We start from the raw sequence: 23,175 nt of genomic DNA, 5'->3' as shown, positions 1-23,175 counted from the left end.
TCGATAGCGGTCGTGAATTGCGTCGACGCGGCACGATGTTTGCGACTGCACCGCCGCCATCTCGCGCATGCGAACACCGCAAGGCTCAACCTGACGCCACCACACGATGAAGACTTTTCACTGCAACCGCTGCAATCAGCTGGTGTTCTTCGAAAACACGCATTGCGAAAAATGCGGCGCGCGGCTCGGCTACGTGCCCGACATCAACCAGATCAGCGCGTTCGAGGAAACCGGCGACGGCCGCTGGCGCAGTCTGCATCCGCTCGCGAAAGATCTTTTCTACAGGCCTTGCCATAACTACACCGTCGAGAACGTCTGCAACTGGATGGTCCCCGCGCCCGATGCGAACACGCCCGACACGCTCTGCTGCTCGTGCCAGCTGACGAGCACGATTCCCAACCTCGCCAATCCCGAGAACCGCGTCTACTGGTATCGCATCGAGTCGGCCAAGCGGCGGCTGCTCTACACGTTCGCGGAACTGGGCCTGCCCGTGAAATCGCGCCAGGACGACCCCGGGCACGGCCTCGAATTTCAGTTTCTCGAAGGCGATGCACAGGGTCACGGCGTGGTGACGGGACACAACAACGGCGTCATCACGCTCAACATCGCCGAAGCCGATGACGCCCATCGCGAGAAGACGCGCTCCGCGCTGCACGAGCCGTATCGCACGCTGCTCGGTCATTTCCGCCATGAATCCGGGCACTACTTCTTCGACCGCCTGATCGCCGACACGGCGCGCATCGCGCCGTTCCGCACCGCGTTCGGCGACGAGCAAGCCGACTACGCCGCCGCGCTCGACCGTCACTACCAGGAAGGCCCGCCCGCGCAGTGGGAAGACAATTTCATCAGCGCATACGCCAGCGTGCATCCGTGGGAAGACTGGGCGGAAACCTGGGCGCACTACCTGCATATCGTCGACACGCTCGATACGGCGGTGTCGTGCGGTCTCGTGCTCGTGCCCGACAGCCCGCACGAGCCCACGCTCACCGATCAGACGCCAGTCGAGGAAACCAATTTCGATAACCTGATGGACCGCTGGTTTCCGCTCACTTATGTGCTGAACAGCCTGAACCGCAGCCTCGGCATGCCGGACGGATACCCGTTCACGCTCGCGCCCGCGGTCATCGACAAACTGCGCTTCGTGCATCGAGTCGTCGCCGCCGCGGCCCGACGCTGATGACACGCGTTCACCCCATGCTTTGCGACTGGCTCTGTGACGGCTGCGTCTGCTCCGGCGCCGGCGGCTTCTCTGGCGCGATCGGCAACAGGAATTCGCGGCTCACGCGGCTCGCCAGATCGTTCACGCGCGCGAGAAAACTCACGAGATAAGCATGCAGCCCGCCTTGCAGAATGTCGCCAATGCGCGCGTTCTTCAATTCCGCGCTGAGCTCGGCCGCAAGCCGCGCCGCTTCCGTGTCGCGCCCCTTCGTCACCTGCCCGATCAGTTGCTCCACTTCCGCGATGCTCGCCGCGAGCGAACGCGGCCAGTCGCCATAAAGAATCAAAAGGCCGGCTACGCGCTCGGGCGTGATGACATCGCGATAGACGCGCCGATACACCTCGAAGCCCGACACCGACCCGAGCACGGCGGTCCAGTGGTGATAGTCGAACGGCTGGGCGGATGTGTCCGCGCGCTGCTCCATCATCTCGAACTTCACATCGAGAATGCGCGCCGTATTGTCCGCGCGTTCGATGAAAGTCCCGAGACGCATGAAATAAAACGCATCGTCCTTGACGAGCGTGCCGAGCTGCACGCCGCGCGACAAATGCGAGCGGAACTTGACCCACTCGAAGAACGCATACGGCTCGCGCTCCAGAATGCCGTCCGCGAGCATGCGCTGACAGTCGAGCCAGGTCGTGTTGAGCGATTCCCATAGCTCGCTGTTGGTCGAACTGCGCACGGCGCGCGCATTCTCGCGCGCGGCGCGCAGACAACTCACGATCGATGACGGATTCGACAGATCGCGCGCCATGAAGTCGATCACTTCGCGGCTTTTCATGCCGTGATGCGCGGCGGAATAGATGCCGCTCAACTCCGATATCGACAGCATCGCGCGCCAGCCCAGTTCCGCATATTCATCGGATTGCGGCAGCAGCGAAAGCTGATGATTCGCATCGAGCATCCGGGCGGTGTTTTCGGCGCGCTCGGTATAGCGCGCCATCCAGAAGAGATGATCCGCGGTACGGCTCAGCATGGGTGTTCCCGGTCGTTTGTCGTTGTGTTTGACGCCTGTGATGCTGTGCTTCTCTAGCGCTCCAGAACCCACGTATCCTTGGTGCCGCCGCCCTGCGACGAATTCACCACGAGCGAGCCTTCACGCAATGCCACACGCGTCAGGCCGCCCGGCACCATGCGCACATCATTGCCCGACAGCACGAACGGACGCAGGTCGATGTGGCGCGGCGCGATGCCCGCCTCCACATACGTCGGACAAGTGGAGAGCGCGAGTGTCGGCTGCGCGATGTATTTCTCCGGATGCGCTTCGAGCACCGCGCGAAATTCCGCGATCTGCGCAGCCGTCGACGCGGGACCGACGAGCATTCCATAGCCGCCCGCTCCATGCGTCTCTTTTACGACGAGTTCGGGCAGATGATCGAGCACATAGGCAAGATCGTCGGGTTTGCGGCACATCCATGTCGGCACGTTGTTGAGAATCGGCTCTTCGCCGAGATAGAAGCGCACCATGTCCGGCACATACGGATAAATGGATTTGTCGTCCGCGATGCCGGTGCCCACCGCATTGCACAGCGACACATTGCCCGCGCGATAAGCGCCGATCAAACCCGGCACGCCCAACGCGGAGTCCGGCCTGAACACGAGCGGATCGAGAAAATCATCGTCGACGCGACGATAGATCACGTCGACGCGCTGCGGCCCCTGTGTCGTGCGCATATACAGATAGTCGTTCTCGACAAAGAGGTCCTGCCCTTCGACGAGCTCGACGCCCATCTGCTGCGCAAGAAACGCGTGCTCGAAATATGCCGAGTTGTACATGCCCGGCGTCAACACGACGATCGTCGGATTTTCCGCCGCGGCGGGTGCGGCCGCGCGCAAGGTGTCGAGCAGCAAGTCCGGGTAATGCGCGACCGGCGCAACGCGGTTGCGAGCGAAGAGATCGGGGAACAGCCGCATCATCATCTTGCGATTTTCGAGCATGTACGACACGCCCGACGGCACGCGAAGGTTATCCTCGAGAACATAGAACTCCCCCTGCCCCGCTCGAACGATATCGATGCCCGCGATATGCGCATAGATATCGCGCGCCACGTTCACGCCTCGCATCTCCGGGCGATACTGCGCGTTGCCGAGAATCTGCGCCTCGGGGATGATGCCCGCGCGAATGATGTCCTGGCCGTGATAAATGTCGTGGATGAAGCGATTCAGCGCATTCACCCGTTGGCGAAGTCCGCGCTCCAGCGCGCGCCATTCGTCGGCGGGAAAGATGCGTGGAATCACATCGAAGGGAATCGTGCGTTCGGGAATGATGCCGGGAACATCGCTCGTTCCATACACCGCGAATGTAATGCCCACGCGTCGAAAGTTCAGGTCCGCTTCCGCACGTTTGATATCGATTTGCTGCTCGCTCTGCGCGGTCAGCCAGGTCATGAAGTCGCGGTAGTGCGTGCGTGGATCACCCACGCCGCGAAATGCCGCCGCCGGCACACCCCGCGCCTCGAAATCGCTGCGCTCGAACATCTCGTTGAAGAATGCTTGCGTCATAGCCGGTCTTCCATATGAAGTGCATGCCGGGGTGGCGATCCCCTTTCGCTTTTTGTACCGGGTTGCACTCGCAAAAGACGCTTCGAAGAGCCTGAAAGACGCGACGCAACCGGAAGCTCCGGATACGTCGATAGGCGACCTCTAAGCGCGATGCATTTCTTCTTACCGTCACACCGGTTCCGTGTGAGCATCGCTTGCGTGGGCAGCCCAGTGCCGACTGGGAAAAAGCAACTTCAATGCCAATGCTTGAAGTGATGAGCCTCCTTGCAAAACGTGCCTTCAGATCGTGATGAGTTATCTGCCTTGCACCAAATCGGCGCGCCGCTTCCGGGCGCTGCACAGCTTGTGTTTCGCCTTCATGCTGCAACACGGTGCACAAACCACGGGACGTTACAGAATCGCATCGCGGGGCCGGTATGATAGGCGTCTTCCCGCACGATTACGGCACCACACGAAAACCATGAACACGCCTTCCGAAGCCGCACCCCGTCCCGCCCTGCGCGAACTCACGCCTCTGGAGGCGCGCGTGCTCGGCGTGCTGGTCGAAAAACAGCATACCGTGCCGGACACTTATCCTCTTTCGCTGAATTCCCTAACTTCGGGCTGCAATCAGAAGACGGCGCGCTCGCCCGTCATGAACGTCAGCGAAGATGAAGTGCTCACGACCATAGATGGCCTGAAGCGGCTGAGCCTCGTCTTCGAAGGCAGCAGCAGCCGGGTGCCGCGCTTCGAACACAACGTGAATCGAGTGCTGGGCGTGCCGAGCCAGTCGGTCGCACTGCTCGCGACGTTGTTCCTGCGCGGGCCGCAAACGGCCGCGGAGTTGCGCGCGAACAGTGCGCGGCTGCATTCGTTCGCGGACATATCATCGGTGGAAAGCTTTCTCGATGAACTCGCCGCCAACGATCCGCCCCGCGTGGTGAAGCTCTCGCGCACGCCCGGCGAGCGCGAGAGCCGCTGGATGCATCTGCTGTGCGGCGAAGTCAGCCTGAGCGATCTCCCGGTGCGCGAAGCGCAAGGCGGCGGCGAATCATTCTCGCTTTCTGAATTCGAGGCATTGAAGTCCGAGCAGAAGCGCCTCGCTCACGAAGTCGGGCAATTGCGTGCGATGGTTCAGCGCATGGCGGCAGAACTCGGCATTACGCTGGAACAACCCTCGACCGACGCCTGAGTCATGGACGCGCCGCTGGCATTGGCATCGCTCGTGTTTCGCGGCGATGGCACGCCTTACTCGCCGCGCCACGACGATATCTATCACAGCACTGCCGGCGCGCTTGCCCAGGCGCGCCATGTCTTTCTCAAAGGCAACGGACTGCCCGCGCGCTGGCGCCAGCGCACACATTTCACCGTCCTCGAGACGGGCTTCGGCATGGGCATCAACTTTCTCGCGACTTGGGACGCGTGGCGCAGCGACCCGACGCGTGCCCGCCAGCTCCATTTCGTGTCGATGGAGAAGCATCCTTTCAGCGCGAACGATCTGTGTCACGCGCATGCGGCAATCATCGACGATGCGCCGCTCACACCGCTCGCCGACGCTCTTTCGAGCGCGTGGCCGTCCCTCATGCCTCTCATGCCGGGCATTCACATGCTGGGCTTCGAGCAAGGCGCGATCACGCTGACCCTCGCTTTCGGCGACGCGGGCGATTACCTGCCACGTCTGCCCGACTATGGCATCAGAGCGGACGCGATCTATCTCGACGGCTTCGCGCCGGCCAAAAATCCGGACATGTGGACACCCGGCATCTTCGCCTCGCTCGCGTGCATCGCAAGCGACGACGCGACCTTCGCCACTTATACGAGCGCGGGCTCGGTCAAGCGCGCGCTCTTGCAAAGCGGCTTCGAATATCGCAAGGTCGCGGGGTTCGGCGGCAAGCGCGCCATGCTCGTCGGAGAGCGAGCGCCCCATTCAGCGTCAACATGACGTAAGCAATTTCATCGCTTATGTGAAGGCTTATTCATTGCGCATGGCCTGCCAGTTCAGCGAATGAATGTTATGAAGAAAGCATCGCGTAATCATGCTTTATGAAGCTATCCTTCGATTCATTGCGACATCGGCAATAAAACCGAATATCTTGGATAATCCGCACCCGTTGGCGGCGCGGCCCTTGCTCGCATCGGCGAAACGAACATGGAAGCCGCTCGCCGGCATGTTCCTGTCAGCGCTGATCAACGAGGAGATAACTCTTGGAATCGAACAACGATGCGCCACGCAGCCCCTGGCTCTGGGTCGCGCTACTCATACCGTACGTCGCCCTGCTCTGGCTGCCGTTCTATAACGACACGCGCCCTTCGATCGCCGGCTTTCCGTTTTTCTACTGGTATCAGTTCCTTTGGGTGCCGCTCACCTCGCTCCTGCTTTATGTCGTGTACAGGGGCCTCAAATGAACGATCTCACTCCGGTCGATCCGGTCGCGATGACCATCTTCATCGCGTTCTTCGCGCTCGTGACCATCGTGGGCTTCTTCGCCGCGCGCTGGAAACGCGGCGATCTCACGCAGCTTCATGAATGGGGCCTCGGCGGCCGCCAGTTCGGCGTGTTGATCTCATGGTTTCTCGTCGGCGGCGATTTCTATACGGCCTACACCGTGATCGCCGTGCCCGCGCTGGTCTATTCGGTCGGCGCATATGGCTTCTTCGCGCTGCCTTATACGATCATCGTCTATCCGTTCGTGTTCGCGGTCATGCCCAAGCTATGGAAGATCGCACATGCGAAGGACCACATCACCGGCGCCGATTACGTGCAGGGCGAGTACGGCGGCAAGTGGTTTCCGGCCGCGGTCGCCGTGACGGGCATTGTCGCGACGATGCCTTATATCGCACTGCAACTCGTCGGCATGCAGGTGGTCATCAAGGGACTCGGCGTGACGGGCGAGTTGCCGCTCATCATCGCGTTCGTGATTCTCGCGCTCTATACCTATACGAGCGGCCTGCGCGCGCCCGCGATGATCGCCTTCGTGAAAGACATCATGATCTATATCGTGGTGATCGCCGCGGTGTGGCTGATTCCGTTGAAGCTCGGCGGCTACGGACACGTGTTCGATTCCGCCGATCAATACTTCAAGGCGAAGGGCGGCGCGACCGGCATCATCCTGCAGCCCGGTCAGTTCACGGCTTATGCATCGCTCGCGCTCGGCTCCGCGCTCGCCGCGTTCATGTATCCGCATACGATGACCGCGGTGCTTTCGTCCTCGTCGGCGGCGACCGTGCGCAAGAACGCGATCTTCCTTCCCGCCTATACCTTGCTGCTCGGCCTGATCGCGTTGCTGGGCTATATGGCGATTGCGGCGGGCGTGCATGTGAAGTCCGCTTCCGATGTCGTACCGGCCTTGTTCGGCACGCTGTTTCCGTCGTGGTTCGTCGGCTTCGCCGCCGCGGCCATCGCCATCAGCGCGCTCGTGCCTGCCGCCATCATGTCGATCGGCGCGGCGAACCTCTTCACACGCAATCTGTGGCGTCCGCTGGTTTCGCCCGACATGACGCCCGCGTCCGAGGCATCGACCGCGAAGCTGGTGTCCCTCGTCGTGAAGTTCGGCGCCCTGCTTTTCATCGTGTTCCTGCCGACGCAGTACGCGATCGATCTGCAACTGCTCGGCGGCGTGTGGATCCTGCAGATCTTCCCGGCCATCGTGTTCTCTCTCTTCACGCGTCGCCTGACCACGCCGGGCCTGTTTCTCGGCTGGCTGTGCGGCATCGTGCTGGGCACCGGGCTCGCGATCTCGCAGGGCCTTAAGCCCGTCTATGCCCTGCATGTCGGCGATGCGACGTGGCCCACGTATATCGGTCTGATCGCGCTTGTCGTGAACATCGTCGTGACGTATGCGGTGTCGCTCGTCACGCGGCGCAGTGTCGTTTCCACGGCCTGAGCGCGCGACGTTCGGGAATACCCGGCGCACGCGTGCGCCGGGTATTCCATCGAGGGGCGGTGATACCATCGACGGCACGTTCATTTCCTGACCCAACGCGTGTCATGCCTTCGAGCGAAACCACTTCGGCTCCGTCTTCCATTGCGAATAAGGTCTTCGCGCAAGGCGAGCTCTCCATCGGCATCACGCTGCCGATCACGGGCGACCATCAAAGCGTCGTCGACTTCAACGAGCAGATCGAACACGCGCGCCTGGCCGATCAACTCGGCTATCGCGCGCTCTGGGTTCGCGACGTGCCGCTCAACAGCACCGACTATCCCGATCCCGTCGGGCACCTCGATCCCTGGGTTCTGCTCGGCGCGCTGGCGTCGAACACCGAACGCATCGCGCTCATCAGCGGCGCGATCGTGCTCACGCTCAGGCATCCGCTTCATGTCGCCAAGGCTGCGATGTCGGTCAATACGCTCGCGCGCGGGCGCTTCATTCTAGGTCTCGGCTCGGGCGATCGTCCTCCGGAATATGCCGCCTTCGGCCGCGATCCCGATGATAGGCGCGATCTATACCGGCAGCATTGGGATACGCTGGCGGCGGCGGTTTCCGTGCCCTCGCGCGTGATTCCCGACCACGCCCCCGAAGATGCGCCGGAGTTTTATCTGCTGCCTCGGCAGGAGGCGTCGATACCGCTGCTCGCGGTCGGCTCGGGCGGCCAGAGCGTCGACTGGATCGCGCGACATTCGCTCGGCTGGATGACTTATCACCGCGAGCCGCAAGCGCAGCGCGGGCGCTACAGCATGTGGCGCGCGGCCGTCGAGCGCACGGCTTCCGGCGCATTTCGCGGGTTCGGCGTCGCGATGGGTCTCGATCTGAGCGACGATCCCGACGAACCGGCGACCGAACTGTCGCTCGGCTATCGCACGGGGCGTCGCGCGCTTACGGCGTTGTTGTGCGACATGCGCGCAAGCGGCACACATCACGTCACGCTCAACATCACATCGGAGCGGCGGCCCGCGCGCGATATCATCGAAGAAGTCGCAGCACATGTGCTTCCCGAGTTTCATCGCTGAATCCGCTCGCTCATTCACGAACCAGACCATGACCGCATCCGACGCAAACATTGCCTCCGGGCCTCACGACGAAATCGTATCGCTCGACGCCATCGCGCTCTCGCACGCCATCCATGCACGCGAAGTGTCGTGCGTTGAAGTGATGGGCGCGTATCTCGCGCAGATCGACCGCCTGAATCCGACGGTCAATGCGATCGTCGCGATGCAGGACCGCGACGTCTTGCTCGCGCTGTCCGCCGAACGCGACGCGCAGTTATCCCGTAACGAAAGCCTGGGGCCCTTGCATGGATTTCCGCAGGCGCCCAAGGATATCCTGCCGGTTGCCGGCATGGTCACGAGCAAAGGCTCGCCGATCTTTGCAGGTGAAATCAGCAAGGCCGATGCAGTCGTGTTCGAACGCATGCGTCGCGCCGGCACCCTGTTCATCGGCCGGACGAACTCGCCGGAGTTCGGCCTCGGCGGCCATACGTATAACCCGGTCTATGGCACCACGCGCAATGCGTTCGATCCCTCGCGCTCGGCGGGCGGAAGCAGCGGCGGCGCTGCGGTATCCGCCGCGTTGCGCATGTTGCCGTTCGCCGACGGCACGGACATGATGGGCTCGTTGCGCACGCCGGCCGCATTCAACAACGTATTCGGCTTCCGCACGTCGCCGGGATGCGTGCCCTACGCACCCAGCGACGATGTCTTCTTTCAGCAGTTCAGCGTCGTCGGCCCCATCGCGCGCACGATTCCCGATCTGGGCCTTCTGCTGTCCGTGCAGTCCGGCTTCCACGCCCGCGCGCCGCTTTCGCGCAGAAACGACCGGCCCGCGGATTTCGTTCAAGGGCTGGAGCGTGACATGCGCGGCACGCGCATAGGCTGGCTGGGCGATCTGAACGGACGGCTGCCTCTCGACCCCGGTCTGATGGAGACATTCGCAGCCGCATTGCGTCACTTCGAAACAGCGGGCTGCACGGTTGAGCCAGCCGATGTGAACTTCGATCTCGAGCGTCTCTGGAATGCCTGGATCGATTTGCGCTGTCTGAATTTTTCGGGCACCAACGCGTCGCTTTATCGCGATACGGGAAAACGAAAATTGCTGAAGCCGGAAGCGGTGTGGGAAGTCGAACGCGGATTGAAGTTATCGGGCGAAGATGTTTCGCGTGCGGTGCGCGACCGTTCGGCGTGGTATCAGGCTTTGAGCGCGCTATTCGATCGTTTCGACTATCTCGTCATGCCTTCGGCCCAGGTCTTTCCATTCGACGCGGACCTCGACTGGCCGCATGAGATCGCCGGACGCGCGATGGATACTTACCATCGCTGGATGGAGACCGTCGTGCCCGCAACCATGGCGTCGCTACCCGCGTTGAGCGCGCCAGCGGGCTTTGGTCCCGCAGGCTTGCCGGCCGGATTGCAGATCATCGGACCGACTCAGGGAGATCTCGGCGTGTTGCAGCTTGGGCTCGCATATGAGCGGTCAAGCGGCTATTCCAGCACGCGCAGTCCCTTGCTCGGCTAAGGAAAAATCACGCAGAAGCGCTCTCAGCGCTCTTGCGTGAGGTCTTTCCGGTCGATACATGCGCCGACCGCCGGGCGGCTTTTTTGGCTGTACCGCGCGCGGCGCGTTTTGCGCCTGCCGCGCGTGAAGCCGATGCGGCGCGCTTTCGCCTCGTGTCTTGCTTTGCGGCGCCATCGATCAGATAGACGCTACGATCGGGCGCATCCTTGATCCATGCGGGCGGGCGCGCATGACCACTCCACGTTGCACCGGAAACAGGGTCGCGATACTTGGGCGGCAGCTTCGACGCACCACCCGCTTTCACATGCACGCTGCGTGCGTTCGTCGACCCCGCCGGACGTCCCCGCTTTCTTCCCGACGCTAGGCCAGCCTTGAGCAGATCGGCCGTAGTCAGGCCGCATTCGTCCATCATCCTGACAATCCTGGCGATAACTTCAGCCGATTCTTTTTCGCGCAATGCTTGCGCGCGGCGCTGCAGTTTCTCGATCTGGCTTTCCAGTTGCGCCAATGTAGCCATTGTTCCTCCCGAATCGATGTACGCGCCTGACATGGACGACACTCTCTCCCAACGCACGCATTTTGTCACATGGAGAGGTTAAATATCCAATACCACATGGATAAGCCGTCCTGCGGATAAATGTGCTCGAAATACATCGATTTTTTGCTGGACGTTAGCGCTCGCGCCGTTTCACACACGGGTTCGAATGCTTGTGGCATTTAACCGCCAGTCAGACGATTGGCGTCAAGGACAACGTTGCGCATCGACTGGTCAGCGCAATCCATATAGTTTCGCGCTCGAGCGAGCGTGCCGCGCGCGAGCGATAGAACGCGGGCATGGCGCCCGCGTCATTTTGCAGGATCGGTCAAACGGCTGCTACGGCCGCTTCCTGATCGGCCGGCGTCAGCGCGAGCGCCAGGATCATCGCGCCGCTATTGAGCGGCACTGAACTGCCGACACGCCTCGGCCGATAAACCGGCTGCCCGCGCCGGATCGCCTGCCCGCTCAACGCGCATGTTCCGCGCTTGCGGGCAGTGCAAAGCGCCCAGACTTGCTCGGAGTAGTTAAAGGAAGTGGGATCGTGCCAAGACAAGGAGAGCGTCGACTCGCTCAGGCGCTCCAGTACGCGGATGTTTACGCAATGTCCTTCGTTCGGCGCTGTGCAGCCGCCTTTTACGGATACGTTACGCACGAGCGATCGTGTCAGCAACGCGGGCTTTTCGCACGCTTCGGTCGTGCGGCCCGACCGGGTGTCGAGCATTGCCAGGGTACGGCTCCAGGGATCCATCAGCGATGGATGCTTCATGTTCCGCTCCTGCTGTCGGCAACGCACGCCGCAACAGAAGCCGGAGTGGATGTTGCCGTGGAGTTTCGGGAAATGGATCGCCCTTGCGCTGGGCGACGCTGCCGCTTCGGATAATCGTTCCTAGAGTAGTACAACTGAGCATGATTTTGGTTTCATTTTTATCCGTCATGATTGAACAACCGCGTCGGATTGCGCAATTGCCGTCAGGCTGACCCGCTATCTGAGATTGACCGGATGGGCAACTTTCGTGAGACACGGAAGTTGCACCCGTGGCCAATGCATCGTGTATCAGACGTCTTAACAGAACGAACGTTCGATACAATCGAAACATTTGAATATGACAGACGGATGAAACCGGCGCGATCTGCCGTGTTTGACCGTTTGCGCACGTTTCCCGTTTGTTTCGGGATGCGCGAACTCGCCGATTTCTGACACAATTAAAACCAGCAAACCGGAATCTCCTGTCGAATCATGACGAGCAAGCTCACGATCCATGCCACTATTTCAGCGGACCGCGCCTCCGTCAGCTTTGTCGCGTTTTCTCGCGAGCAGGCGATTCAATGCAATATCACGCGCAAGGCGCTCGAGCAATGCTTCTGGGCTCCGGTCGGAGCCAGCGACGAGCGCCTGCTCAAAGCGCTGAACGATGGCTATGAGCGCATCAGCGCCCGTGTTCACCGGAAGTTTCTGGCGCACCCCGCCAGCTCGATTCATCTGGACGTCATGGATTTTTCTTCCTGACTGCGCCGGCAGCCGCAGGAACAATGCGCTTCAGCGCGCCGCCTGCGTCGCCTTTCGCAACTTGGCCACATCGTCCGGTTGCACCGCCGGTGTGTTGTTGTTCCAGGCCCCGCGAATAAAGCTCAGCACGTCGGCGATCTGCTGGTCGCTCAGAACCGGCGCGTAACGCGGCATCGGATAAGGCGCGGGCACGCCGTGAATCACGAGATCGCCCGTTCCGTTCAGCGTAACGTTGATGAGCGACGTTGCATCCTTTTCCAGCACGTTCGGATTGCCCGCCAGCGGCGCGAGCATGGGCGCGAATCCACGGCCGTCCACGCCATGGCAGTGCATGCAATACGCCGTGTAGACGCGTGCGCCCGAATCGGTAGCGGCCGGGCGTGTGAGTGAGACCTTCGTCGCTTTAGCATCATACGAATACGCCGCCCCGCCATTGCCGTTGTCGCCGGATGCGGGCAAGGATTTCAGGTAACGCGCCATCGCGGCGATATCGGCGTCGCTGAGTTCCTGTGTGCTGTTGTTGATGACGCTCGTCATCGAGCCGAATGCCGATGCATGAGCGTTCGCGCCGGTCTTGAGAAAGGTCGCGATATCCTGCTCGGACCAGCGCCCGAGACCTGTATTGTGCTCACCTGTCAGATTCGATGCGAACCAGTTATCGAGGAGACCACCGGTCAGATAAGCGCTGCTGCTTTCGTCCAGCCCTTTCTCCTGAAACGCGATGCCGCGCGGCGTGTGACACGATCCGCAGTGCCCGAGCCCCTGAATCAGATAAGCGCCGCGATTCCAGGCGACATCCTTGCCGGGCTTGCTGTTATACGGCCCCTTGTCCAGAAAGACGACATTCCATAGCTTCAATGGCCAACGCATGTTGAGCGGCCATTTGATATCGGGTTCGCGATTGACCTGCTTCACGGATGCGACGCCATGCATGAAATACGCATACAACGCATGCATGTCGTCGTCATTGATCTTTGCGTAGGACGGGTAAGGCATAGCCGGATAAAGGTTATGCCCGTCTTTCGCCACGCCTGAGCGCAACGCCCGCGCGAAATCCTCTTCCGTATAACGCCCGATGCCGGTTTCGACATCGGGCGTGATGTTGGTCGCGTAGATCGCGCCAAGCGGCGTCATCATCGGCAAGCCGCCTGCGAGAGGCTTGCCACGCGGCGCCGAATGACACGCGACGCAATCGCCCGCCTTCGCGAGATAGGCGCCGCGCGCGACGAGTGCATCGTCGGCTGCGTGCGCGGACATCACCGCGCCGGCCATCAGACCTGCGGCAAGCAATGCCGAAAAGCGAGGCTTGAATGCGTTTTTCATGACGACCTCCTCAAGCGTTGCGCAGTTGATCGCCGACCGGTAATTGCCTCAGGCGCTTGCCCGTCGCCGCGAAAATCGCATTCGTGATGGCAGGCGCGAGCGCTGCCGTGCCCGGCTCGCCGATCCCGCCCGGCGCTTCGGTGCTCTTGACGATATGCACTTCGACCGGCGGCGTTTCGTGAATGCGCAACATGCGGTAATCGGTGAAATTGCTTTGCTCGACGCGACCGTCCTTGATCGTGATTTCGCTGTACAGCGCCGCCGTGATGCCAAACAGAATGCCGCCTTGGACCTGCGCTTCGACGGTATTCGGATTGACGACCATGCCGCAATCCACCGCGCACACGATGCGATTCACTTCCACCGAACCGTCCTTGTCGACGGCCACATCCGCGACGATTGCAAAGAAGCTGCCGAATGCGTGCATCACCGATACGCCGCGTCCCTGACCTTGCGGCACGCTTTGCTTTCCCCAATTCGCCGCCTGCGTCGCGACGTCGAGCACATTGCGCGCGCGCGGCGATTTGCCGAGCAGATCGCGCCGGTACTGGACCGGATCGGCTTTGGCCTGTATCGCGAGTTCGTCGATGAAGCTCTCCACGACGAAGGTTCCGCGTGTCGGACCGACACCGCGCCAGAAAGCGGTCGGCACGTCATGCGGTTCGAGACGCACGTAATCGATGAGCTGATTCGGCAGGTCGTAGGGAAGATCGGACGCGACTTCGACCGCGTCCGGATCGACGCCGTTCTTGACCGCGGGCGGCGCGAAGCGCGCAAGCACCGAAGAACCGACGATGCGATGCGTCCATGCCACTGGCTTGCCATTCGCATCGAGCCCCGCCGATAACTTGTCGTAATAACACGGGCGATACATGTCGTGCTGAATGTCTTCCTCACGCGACCACGTCACCTTGACGGGCACGCCCAGCGCCTTGCCGATCTTGAGCGCCTGTGTCGCCATGTCGAATTCGAGCCGTCTGCCGAAGCCGCCGCCGAGCAGATGGTTATGCACGGTTATCTTGTCCGCCGGAAGACCGGTCGCTTTCATGCCGGCGTCGCGAATGCGCGTGGGCACCTGCGTGCCGAGCCAGATATCGCAGGCGTCGGCGCGCACATGCACCGTGCAATTGATCGGCTCCATCGTCGCATGTGCGAGCAAGGGCTGAATATAGACCGCATCGACACGCGTCTTCGCATTCGAGAACGCGTTGTCGACGTCGCCTTCCTTGCGTGCGACCGCGCCAGTGCGTTGCGACGCAATCGCCATATCTTCGACGATCTGCTTCGTCGATAACTTCGCGCCCGCACCTTCGTTCCACTGAATGCGCAATGCGGATGCACCACGTTTCGCGGCCCATGTGTGATCGCCGATCACCGCGACGCCGTTATCGAACTTCACGACCTGACGTACGCCGGGAATCTTCTTCGCAACGCTGTCGTCGACCGATGCCAGCGTGCCGCCGAACACCGGGCAATTGACGATCGCCGCATACACCATGTCGGGCAGACGCACATCGAGGCCGAACATCGCGCTGCCGTCGATCTTCTCCGGCGAATCGAGACGCCTCACCGGCGTGCCGACTATCTTGAAGTCCTTCGGGTCCTTGAGCCTGATGTCTTGCGGCACTGGCAGCTTCGCGGCCGCCTCTGCGAGATCGCCATAACTTGCGCTTCGATCGCCCGATTCATGCGTGACCTTGCCTCCTTGCGCGCGACACGATGAAGGATCGCATTGCCATTGCTGGGCGGCCGCCGCGACGAGCATCAAGCGCGCGGCCGCGCCCGCCTTTCGTAACGGCTCCCACGCATAGCGCACGGAAGTCGAGCCACCGGTCAACTGGCCGCCCAACAGCGGGTCGGTGAAGAGCTTCTCGTTGGGGGGTGCATGGGCGAGCGTCACGCTGTCGAGCGGCACATCCAGTTCTTCCGCGATCAGCATGGGCAGCGCCGTATAGACGCCCTGCCCCATCTCTACCTTGGGCACGATGAGCACGACTTTGCCGCTCTTGTCGATCTGCACGAATGCATTCGGCGCGAACACGCCATCCTGTGGCGTCTCGATGCCATCGCCGCCGATCACCGACGTGCCCTTGTGCTGGTCCTGACTCGCCGCTGGCATGCTGAAGCCGATCAGCAATCCGCCGCCCGCTGCCACGCCCGCGCTTACGCCGAGTTTCAGAAACGCGCGACGCGAAAATCCCGCGCGAGCGGCATGACGTCCTGCTTCGATCAATCCCTGGGACATGTCACGCCTCCTTCGCGGCCTGCTTGATGGCGGCGCGAATGCGGTGATAGGTGCCACAGCGGCATATGTTGCCCGCCATTGCTGCATCGATGTCGGAGTCGGTCGGAGCCGGCACGGTCGCGAGCAAAGCGGCTGCGGACATCACTTGCCCGGACTGACAGTAGCCGCACTGCACGACATCGAGTTGACGCCATGCTTCCTGCACTTTCTTTCCTGATGGCGTAGCGCCGATAGCTTCGATGGTCGTGATTTTTCGATCGCCGACAGCCGCAACGGGCAATACGCATGAACGAACGGCGGCGCCGTCGAGATGGACAGTGCATGCGCCGCATTGCGCGATGCCGCAGCCGAATTTGGTGCCGGTAAGGCCGACGATATCGCGCAATACCCAAAGCAATGGCATGTCGGGCGGCGCATCGATAGTATGGTTCTGACCGTTGATGGAAAGCGTGGTCATGAGCGGCTCCGGCTTGTAGATGGTTTTCGCGGATAACGCAAAGGCGCCAACTGCGCGGGGCTGCAATCGGCTTGCGGATAGAACGATAACTGCGCGCAGAATGGGCGCGGATAAGGCATCGGGATTGTAGCCCCGCTTTAAAAATCGAGCTTGAATGACGCCGTGCTTATGGATCGCTTTGTTATTCGATCCATATTGGCGCGTTGCCTAAAGCTCTGAATGGCTCCGAGTGCAGCGCGGTTCTGATTGCTTCGGCCGACTAGATTTGGATTCGCGATGTCCTGATTTAAAGAGGTGATAAGAAAAAGACGGTTAGTTGCAGCCTCAGGCTGTTTGCGCATTTATCCGTCTAGCCGCTCTTTGATACCTATTCCGCGCTCAATGCCGAGAAGGTTTCTTCCAGCAAGGCACGCAATCGCGCGACGCGTTTGAGATCGCGGTGATAGCCGAGCCACACGTCGCGCCCTGGCGGCGTCTCGCCAAGGTCGAAGCGTTGCAGGCGCGCGTCGGCGTCGCCCAATGGGCAAGGCAGGACAGCAAAGCCGACGCCTTGCGCGCACATCTGCGCCTGCGCGTCGCGATTGTTGCTGCCAAAAGCGATTCGGGCTCGGGGCAGCATGCGCTTGACCCACAGCACATCGGGCAGGTGATCGAATGCGGCGTCCATGCTGATGAGCGTGAGCCCTTGTCCATCTCCCGCGCCGGGTTGCGCACGTCCCGCACGTCCATACAAGGCGTAATCCATATGCAAGAGCTTGCGCTGGACGACGTCCGGTTCGTCGAACGGTGTGATGCGAAACACGAGATCGGCCTCGCGCCGCGCGAGGTTATAGCGTCGCGCATCGGTGACGAGTTCGATCGATACCTCCGGATGCTTCGCGAGAAAGCGCGCGAATACCGGCGTGAGCACATGCACGCCAAACCAGTCCGACGATGAAACGCGCAGCAATCCCGTCAGCTTCGCGTCCTGACCGGCGAGTGCGCGCGTGAAGCCGAGCGCTTCTTCCTCCATGCGCTCGGCATACGAAAGCACGGCGGCGCCTTCGTCAGTCAGTACGAAGCCGTCGCTGGTGCGCTGGAACAGCGTGTGGCCCAACGCCTCTTCGAGCGCGCGCAAACGCCGGCCCATCGTCGGCTGCGTCTGGCCAATGGCTCGCGCGGCCGCGCCCAGCGTGCCGCTTCGCGCGATCGCGAGGAAGATGCGCACATCGCTCCAGTCCGGATTCGCCCCATTCATTTTTGTATGACCATCGTGCAGTTATGTGGATTTACATGCCGACGTGCATGACCGAGTATGAGCGCATCGAATCCCGTCATCAACCGCTCAGGAGCCTTCCATGTCCACGATGCAAGCACTCGTTCTCCATCATCACAATGGTCCGCTCGAACTTACCGAGCTTGCGCGTCCCGAGCCTCGCGCGGGAGAAGTGCTCGTGCGCATCGCCGCCAGCGGGCTCAATCCGCTCGACGCGAAGATTCGCGCAGGCGCGGCGGCTCATGCGAAGCATCCTCTGCCGCTCGTGCTCGGCATCGATATGTCGGGCATCGTCGAAGCGGTCGGCGCCGGCGTCGATACGTTCAAGCCGGGCGATGCCGTTTATGGCATGACGGGCGGCGTCGGCGGCATCCAGGGCTCGCTCGCGCAATATGCATCGGTCGATGCCGCGCTGCTCGCGCACAAGCCAGCGAACCTCTCGTTGCGCGATGCCGCCGCGCTGCCGCTCGCGTTCATCACGTCATTTGCGGGGATCGTCGATCGCGCGCATCTGCGGGCCGGACAAACCGTGCTCGTGCAAGGCGGCGCAGGTGGTGTCGGTCACATATCGGTGCAACTCGCGCTTGCAACCGGCGCGCACGTCTTCGCAACCGCGAGCAAGAAGGATCATGCCTACGTCGAAAGCCTCGGCGCGACGGCAATCGACTACCGCACGATGACCGTCGAGCAATACGTCGCCATGCACACGGATGGATCGGGCTTCGATCTCGTCGTCGATACGGCGGGCGGCGCTTCGCTCGATGCCTCGTTCGCGGCAGTAACGCACTTCGGCCACGTTGTCAGCGCGTTGGGATGGGGCACGCACGCGCTCGCGCCACTGTCGTTTCGCGAAGCGAGCTATTCGGGCGTGTTCACCTTGCATCCGCTGTTGACCGGACAACATCGCGCTCACCATGGCCAGATGTTGCGCGAAGCCACGCGACTCGCCGAAGCAGGCAAGCTCGCACCGCGCGTCGATGCGCGTCGCTTCGACCTTCGCGACGCGGAGCGTGCTTATGAAGCACTGCAGGACGGGACGGCGCGCGGCAAGATCGTCGTCGATATCGACAGCGCGCTTTCTTGAGTTCCCTAAGCTTCCGATAAGATTCTTCTCCGATGATTCATCTTTTTTGTTCCGAGCTTCGTCTCATCGGAGAAACCGTTCCATGCGAAACGAACCGTCGTTCGTCTATAACGCGCCCGCCCGCGCGTTCCACTGGCTCACCGCCCTGCTTTTGCTCATCCAATATGTGCTCGCCTGGACCATGCCGGACGTGCATCGCGACACGAAGCCCGTCGGACTGATTGCGTGGCATCTCGGCGTCGGCATGGTGATCGTGTTGCTCCTGGTCGTGCGTCTGGTCTGGCGCGGCGTGCATGGCGCGCCGCCCGAGCCCGACACGTTGCCGTCCGCCTTGCGCACGCTGGCTCGCTTCACGCACGCATTGCTGTATGCATTGCTGATAGCGGTGCCGTTGATGGGCTGGGCGAACGCGTCGTCGCGCGACTGGTCCGTGACCTTGCTGGGCGTGCCGATGCCGCCGCTGTCGCGTGCCGGATCGTCCATCGGACACGCGCTCGGCGACTGGCATCGCAACTTCGCGTGGGTGCTGCTCGCGCTCGTCGGCCTGCATGTCGCGGCGGCGCTGTTCCATCAGTTCGTGCTGGGCGATGGAACCCTGAGGCGCATGCTGCCGGCTCATGGAGATCGCGCGCGGTCTGAACAATGACGACGATGAGACGCGATTCCATTCTCACTCACCGCGTCTTATAGGGCTATTCATGCGTGCGCGCGTCCTTCGTCTTTACTCTTGAATCAATGAGACGAACGACAAAGGTGACGTGATGGCGTCCCAGGCCGAGTTGAAACGCTTCAGCTCCAATCTCGCCGACGAACTCGATAGCGCCGCGCTCTACGACACGCTCGCGCAAGCGGAAAGGCAGGACGACAAGCGACGCATCTACAGCGAACTCGCGGCGGCCGAACGCCGCCACGCCGATATCTGGGCCGCGAAGCTCAAGGCCAACGGCGTGTCCGTGCGTGCGCATCGGCTCGGGGCGAAAACGCGCATCATGCGTACGCTCGCGCGTGTCTTCGGCCCCGAGTTCGTGCTGGGTTCGGTCGCCGCCAGCGAAATGGCCGATCGCGACAAATACGCCGGCCAGCCCGACGCCGCGCAGATGTCGCTGGAAGAGCGGCATCACGCGGATATCGTGCAGGAAGTCGCGAACCGCAGCAAAGGCATCAGCAAGGGCGGCGCGATTGCGCAGGCCGAATCGTGGCATCGCGGCGTGGCCTCCGGCAACGACTTGCGCGCCGCCGTGCTGGGTGCGAACGACGGACTCGTGTCGAACTTCTGTCTCATCATGGGCGTCGCGGGCGCGGGCACCGACAGCAGGAACGTGCTGCTTACCGCATTCGCGGGACTGGTCGCGGGCGCGGCTTCGATGGCGCTCGGCGAATGGCTCTCGGTCACCAACGCCCGCGAGCTCGCGCGCACGCAGATCGCGAAAGAAAAGGACGAACTGGACCACATGCCCGATGCGGAACGCCACGAGCTGGCGCTCATCTATCAGGCAAAGGGCGTGGATGCCACTGAAGCGCGGCGCGTGGCGGCGCAAATCATGCTCGACAAGGACAAGGCGCTCGACACGCTCACGCGCGAGGAACTCGGTCTCGACCCGCGCGAGCTCGGCGGCAATCCATGGACCGCAGCGCTCGCGTCGTTCACCCTGTTCGCCGTCGGCGCCATCTTTCCGGCCATCGCGTTTCTCTGGTCCAGCGGAACGGACGCCATCGTGCAATGCATCGCGTTGAGCGGACTCGGGCTCGCGGGAATCGGGGTGTTCACGTCGCTGTTCAATGGACGCGGCGCGATCTTTTCCGCCGTGCGTCAGGTGTTGATCGGGATGATCGCCGCGGGCTGCACGTACGGCGTCGGCAGACTGCTCGGCGTGTCCCTTTCCTGAGGACGCGGACCGGTAAGCGCTTCTACAGCGCGAATCGCTTGCGATGTAAATATGACGCGCGTTGTGGGACAACCGCGCAGTCCCGTGGACGCGAGCCGTTACACTGAGCGCTCACTCCACGACGAATCGACTTCATGAGCCAACTTCTCGCGCTGCGCCCATTCGTTCCCGCGCAGGATTTCGCGCTGTCCCAACGCTTCTATGAAGCACTCGGCTTTCGCGTCACGCATCAGGACGAGAACCTCGCGATGATGAAATCCGGCAGTTTCAGCTTCATCCTGCAGAACTTCTATGTGAAAGAGTTCGCGGAAAACTGCATGCTGCAAATGCTCGTGCGCGATGTCGATGCATGGTGGCGCGAGATTAACCCCGAAGTGCTGAGCGGCCGTTTTCCCGTCAACCCCGCGCGCGCTCCCGCCATGCAAAGCTGGGGGATGAAAGTAGGCTTCGTGTTCGATCCGTCGGGCGTGCTCTGGCACGTGGGCGAGGTTCCTTTCTGACGTACGCAATCGGGCGAAAGGGAAAGTGCATAAAGCGCTTGCTTTTCATCCGATAGTTGCAAACGCAATCATTTCGGTTTGAGCAGCACCTTGATCGAGTCGAGCGAATTGGCGACCTTGATGGCCTCGTCCCATTCGTCCAGCGAGAAGCCGTGTGTGACGATGCCCTTCGAGGTCACGAGACCGCGTGCAAGCAGGTCGATCGCTATCGGGTAACAGTACGGCCCGAGATGCGCGCCGCGCACGTCGAGTTCCTTGCGGTCGCCGATGATCGACCAGTCCACGGTCGTATCCGCGCCGAATACCGAGAACTCCACGAAACGGCCAAGCTTCCGGATCAGTTCCAGCCCTTGCGATACCCCCGCCGGCACGCCGGTCGTTTCGATATACACGTCGCAGCCGTAGCGGTCGGTGATCGAGCGTATGGTTTCCAGCGCGTCGTCGGTTTTCGGGTTGATCGTGACATCCGCGCCATACTCGCGCGCGAGCGCGAGGCGCTCCTCGACCAGATCGATCACGACCAGCTTCTTCGGCGTCTTCAGATGGGCAACCTGCGTCATCATCAGACCGAGCGGCCCTGCACCCGCGATCACGACGACATCGCTCAACTGGATATCGCCGCGATTCACCGTATGGATCGCGCACGCCAGCGGCTCGATGATGGCGGCGTCTTCCAGCGAGATGCCATCGGGAATCTTGTGCACGATCGCGGTCGGCGGAAAGCGCATGTATTCGGCCATGCCGCCGTCCGCGACTTCGCGCTGGAAGCCGAAGATGTTATGCACTTCACACATCCAGTACTCGCCCGACTTGCAGTAGCGGCACTTCGCGCACGGCACGATCTGCTCGGCGATCACGCGGTCGCCTTGTTTCACCCCGAAGTGCTCGGCCGCGCCCTCGCCCAGTTCCTCGACATAGCCGAAGAACTCGTGTCCCGGAATGACGGGCGCCTTCACCCAGGGATTCGGCCCGCCCCAGAACATCTTCGCGCCCGACCAGCATTTGCAGTCGCTCGCGCAGATGCCGCACGCAGCGATGCGAATCACGATTTCATTCGTACCGGCGGCGGGGCGCGCAACGCGTTCGACGCGATAATCTTTCGGCGCGCGGCATACGATCGCCGTCATTTCGGTATCGGCCATGACGTGTCTCCGTGTGGCTATATGAATGGCGTAATCACTCTTCCAGTACGATCTGCACCTTCACGTCGGTCGGCACGCCGCTCGCCGCTTCCTCGAACGCCTTGACGCCTTCCGCAAAGGGAAACGTGCGTGAGATGAACGGCTTCACATCGAGCTTGCCGGATGCGATCAGTTGAATCGCGCGCGGGAAGATGTTCGCGTAACGGAATACCGACTCGATGCGCGCTTCCTTGATCTGCACGGCGACGACATCGAGCGGAATCGCGCGCTGCGGCATGCCGACGAGCACGAGACAACCGCCCGGACACAGCAGATCCACGATGCCATCGAACGCACGCTCGTTGCCGCTCGCCTCGAATACGACATCCGCGCCCCAGCCGTCCGTCAGTTCGTGGATCACGTCGAGCACGCGCCGCTCGCGGATATTCACCGCAGTGACGCCCTGTACGCTACCGATCAGATCGAGCTTCTCCTGCACGAGATCGCAGACGATCGCGCGGCTGCATCCGCCCGCGAGCGCGGCGAGCGCGCACATCATGCCGATGGTGCCCGCGCCGAGCACGACCGCCACGTCGCCCGGCTTGATCGCCGCTTTCTTCGCCGCCTGCAAGCCGATGGACAGCGGCTCGACGATCGCGCCCTCGGCAAAGCTCACGTTGTCCGGCAACTTGTAAGTGAACGCCGCCGGATGCACGACGAACGGCGCAAGACAGCCGTGCACGGGGGGCGTTGCCCAGAAGCGCACTTTCGGGTCGAGGTTGTACAGGCCTTCACGCGACGCACGCGACTCCATGTCGGGCACGCCCGGTTCCATGCATACGCGATCGCCCGCCTTCAGATGCTTCACGTCCTCGCCCACTTCGACGACCGTGCCCGACGCTTCATGCCCCAGCACCATCGGCTCATTGACGACGAACGGACCGATGCGGCCGTGCTGATAGTAGTGAATGTCGCTGCCGCAAATGCCCACCGTATGAATCTTGATGCGCACGTCGCGCGGGCCCACGACCTGCGGCAGGCTGAACGGGCGCAGGCTGATGCGCTTCGCTTCCTCGAGAACCAGTGCTTCCATCGTCGTTCCTTTCACGG

General features: G+C 61.9%; 21 protein-coding genes and 1 pseudogene. 12 read left to right on the top strand and 10 right to left on the bottom strand.

Annotated elements, in window-relative coordinates:
- Nucleotides 1-106 precede the first annotated feature (106 nt).
- Entirely contained in the window at nucleotides 107-1,177 is a 1,071-nt protein-coding gene (locus tag AWB79_RS04130; RefSeq protein ID WP_061166117.1) for a zinc-binding metallopeptidase family protein, read from the top strand.
- Between the two features lie 10 nt (nucleotides 1,178-1,187).
- Here AWB79_RS04130 and AWB79_RS04125 read toward each other — a convergent pair whose 3' ends face one another.
- Both AWB79_RS04125 and AWB79_RS04120 read right to left on the bottom strand, forming a co-directional pair.
- A complete protein-coding gene (locus tag AWB79_RS04125) occupies nucleotides 1,188-2,195 on the bottom strand; it encodes an alpha-E domain-containing protein (protein WP_061166116.1) in 1,008 nt (335 codons plus the stop codon).
- Nucleotides 2,196-2,248: 53 nt separating this feature from the next.
- A complete protein-coding gene (locus AWB79_RS04120) occupies nucleotides 2,249-3,721 on the bottom strand; it encodes a circularly permuted type 2 ATP-grasp protein (RefSeq protein WP_061166115.1) in 1,473 nt (490 codons plus the stop codon).
- A gap of 460 nt (nucleotides 3,722-4,181) precedes the next feature.
- Between AWB79_RS04120 and AWB79_RS04115 the strand changes: the two genes are divergently transcribed.
- From AWB79_RS04115 to AWB79_RS04090, 6 genes and pseudogenes are all read left to right on the top strand, one after another.
- Nucleotides 4,182-4,892 carry a YceH family protein gene (locus AWB79_RS04115; RefSeq protein ID WP_061166114.1) on the top strand — a complete coding sequence of 237 codons (711 nt, stop codon included), beginning with the start codon at nucleotides 4,182-4,184 and terminating at the stop codon, nucleotides 4,890-4,892.
- Between the two features lie 3 nt (nucleotides 4,893-4,895).
- Nucleotides 4,896-5,624 (top strand): annotated as a pseudogene (gene mnmC2 / locus AWB79_RS04110) (tRNA (5-methylaminomethyl-2-thiouridine)(34)-methyltransferase MnmC2); the annotation flags it as partial.
- A 281-nt stretch (nucleotides 5,625-5,905) separates the two neighbouring features.
- On the top strand, nucleotides 5,906-6,106 hold the full coding sequence (locus tag AWB79_RS04105; protein WP_061166112.1) for a DUF3311 domain-containing protein: 201 nt from the start codon (nucleotides 5,906-5,908) through the stop codon (nucleotides 6,104-6,106).
- Nucleotides 6,103-7,584 (top strand): monocarboxylate uptake permease MctP, encoded by a 1,482-nt coding sequence (gene mctP, locus AWB79_RS04100; RefSeq protein WP_061166111.1) that lies wholly within the window; start codon nucleotides 6,103-6,105, stop codon nucleotides 7,582-7,584. The genes AWB79_RS04105 and mctP overlap by 4 nt, the downstream gene beginning before the upstream one ends.
- Before the next feature lie 104 nt (nucleotides 7,585-7,688).
- On the top strand, nucleotides 7,689-8,648 hold the full coding sequence (locus tag AWB79_RS04095; protein ID WP_061166110.1) for an LLM class oxidoreductase: 960 nt from the start codon (nucleotides 7,689-7,691) through the stop codon (nucleotides 8,646-8,648).
- 28 nt (nucleotides 8,649-8,676) lie between these two features.
- Nucleotides 8,677-10,149, top strand: a complete 1,473-nt coding sequence (locus AWB79_RS04090; protein ID WP_061166109.1) for an amidase — start codon at nucleotides 8,677-8,679, stop codon at nucleotides 10,147-10,149.
- Between the two features lie 7 nt (nucleotides 10,150-10,156).
- Here the strand turns inward: AWB79_RS04090 and AWB79_RS04085 are convergent, their stop codons facing one another.
- Together AWB79_RS04085 and AWB79_RS04080 are read right to left on the bottom strand one after the other, a co-directional pair.
- Nucleotides 10,157-10,666 (bottom strand): H-NS histone family protein, encoded by a 510-nt coding sequence (locus AWB79_RS04085; RefSeq protein ID WP_061166108.1) that lies wholly within the window; start codon nucleotides 10,664-10,666, stop codon nucleotides 10,157-10,159.
- Nucleotides 10,667-11,012: 346 nt separating this feature from the next.
- A complete protein-coding gene (locus AWB79_RS04080) occupies nucleotides 11,013-11,453 on the bottom strand; it encodes a DUF3331 domain-containing protein (protein ID WP_061166107.1) in 441 nt (146 codons plus the stop codon).
- 471 nt (nucleotides 11,454-11,924) lie between these two features.
- Here AWB79_RS04080 and AWB79_RS04075 point away from each other — a divergent pair, with 471 nt between their 5' ends.
- Complete coding sequence (locus tag AWB79_RS04075) at nucleotides 11,925-12,194, top strand: DUF1488 family protein (protein ID WP_061166106.1); 270 nt, start codon at nucleotides 11,925-11,927, stop codon at nucleotides 12,192-12,194.
- Between the two features lie 30 nt (nucleotides 12,195-12,224).
- On the opposite strand, the gene AWB79_RS04070 is transcribed toward AWB79_RS04075, so the two are convergent.
- The 4 genes from AWB79_RS04070 to AWB79_RS04055 all read right to left on the bottom strand — a co-directional run bounded on the left by AWB79_RS04070 (nucleotide 12,225) and on the right by AWB79_RS04055 (nucleotide 17,456).
- Entirely contained in the window at nucleotides 12,225-13,517 is a 1,293-nt protein-coding gene (locus AWB79_RS04070) for a c-type cytochrome (RefSeq protein WP_061166105.1), read from the bottom strand.
- 10 nt (nucleotides 13,518-13,527) lie between these two features.
- A complete protein-coding gene (locus tag AWB79_RS04065; protein ID WP_061166104.1) occupies nucleotides 13,528-15,762 on the bottom strand; it encodes a xanthine dehydrogenase family protein molybdopterin-binding subunit in 2,235 nt (744 codons plus the stop codon).
- 1 nt (nucleotide 15,763) lies between these two features.
- On the bottom strand, nucleotides 15,764-16,219 hold the full coding sequence (locus AWB79_RS04060) for a (2Fe-2S)-binding protein (RefSeq protein ID WP_061166463.1): 456 nt from the start codon (nucleotides 16,217-16,219) through the stop codon (nucleotides 15,764-15,766).
- Nucleotides 16,220-16,586: 367 nt separating this feature from the next.
- Nucleotides 16,587-17,456 carry a LysR family transcriptional regulator gene (locus tag AWB79_RS04055; protein ID WP_061166103.1) on the bottom strand — a complete coding sequence of 290 codons (870 nt, stop codon included), beginning with the start codon at nucleotides 17,454-17,456 and terminating at the stop codon, nucleotides 16,587-16,589.
- Between the two features lie 100 nt (nucleotides 17,457-17,556).
- Between AWB79_RS04055 and AWB79_RS04050 the strand changes: the two genes are divergently transcribed.
- From AWB79_RS04050 to AWB79_RS04035, 4 genes are all read left to right on the top strand, one after another.
- Complete coding sequence (locus AWB79_RS04050) at nucleotides 17,557-18,558, top strand: zinc-dependent alcohol dehydrogenase family protein (protein WP_061166102.1); 1,002 nt, start codon at nucleotides 17,557-17,559, stop codon at nucleotides 18,556-18,558.
- Between the two features lie 82 nt (nucleotides 18,559-18,640).
- Complete coding sequence (locus tag AWB79_RS04045; protein ID WP_061166101.1) at nucleotides 18,641-19,204, top strand: cytochrome b; 564 nt, start codon at nucleotides 18,641-18,643, stop codon at nucleotides 19,202-19,204.
- A 115-nt stretch (nucleotides 19,205-19,319) separates the two neighbouring features.
- Nucleotides 19,320-20,444, top strand: coding sequence for a VIT1/CCC1 transporter family protein (locus AWB79_RS04040; protein ID WP_061166100.1), 1,125 nt, complete (start codon nucleotides 19,320-19,322; stop codon nucleotides 20,442-20,444).
- A gap of 134 nt (nucleotides 20,445-20,578) precedes the next feature.
- Complete coding sequence (locus tag AWB79_RS04035; RefSeq protein ID WP_061166099.1) at nucleotides 20,579-20,944, top strand: VOC family protein; 366 nt, start codon at nucleotides 20,579-20,581, stop codon at nucleotides 20,942-20,944.
- Nucleotides 20,945-21,012: 68 nt separating this feature from the next.
- On the opposite strand, the gene AWB79_RS04030 is transcribed toward AWB79_RS04035, so the two are convergent.
- Both AWB79_RS04030 and AWB79_RS04025 read right to left on the bottom strand, forming a co-directional pair.
- Nucleotides 21,013-22,086, bottom strand: coding sequence for an alcohol dehydrogenase catalytic domain-containing protein (locus tag AWB79_RS04030; RefSeq protein ID WP_061166098.1), 1,074 nt, complete (start codon nucleotides 22,084-22,086; stop codon nucleotides 21,013-21,015).
- 34 nt (nucleotides 22,087-22,120) lie between these two features.
- The gene (locus AWB79_RS04025) at nucleotides 22,121-23,158 is read right to left on the bottom strand and encodes an NAD(P)-dependent alcohol dehydrogenase (RefSeq protein WP_061166462.1); all 1,038 of its coding nucleotides are present in this window, start codon (nucleotides 23,156-23,158) and stop codon (nucleotides 22,121-22,123) included.
- Nucleotides 23,159-23,175: the final 17 nt, after the last annotated feature.

This window comes from Caballeronia hypogeia (assembly GCF_001544875.2).
GTDB classification, from domain to species: Bacteria; Pseudomonadota; Gammaproteobacteria; order Burkholderiales; family Burkholderiaceae; genus Caballeronia; species Caballeronia hypogeia.
Note: the sequence above shows the minus strand (reverse complement) of the source record. Positions and strands in the feature narration are given on the sequence as shown.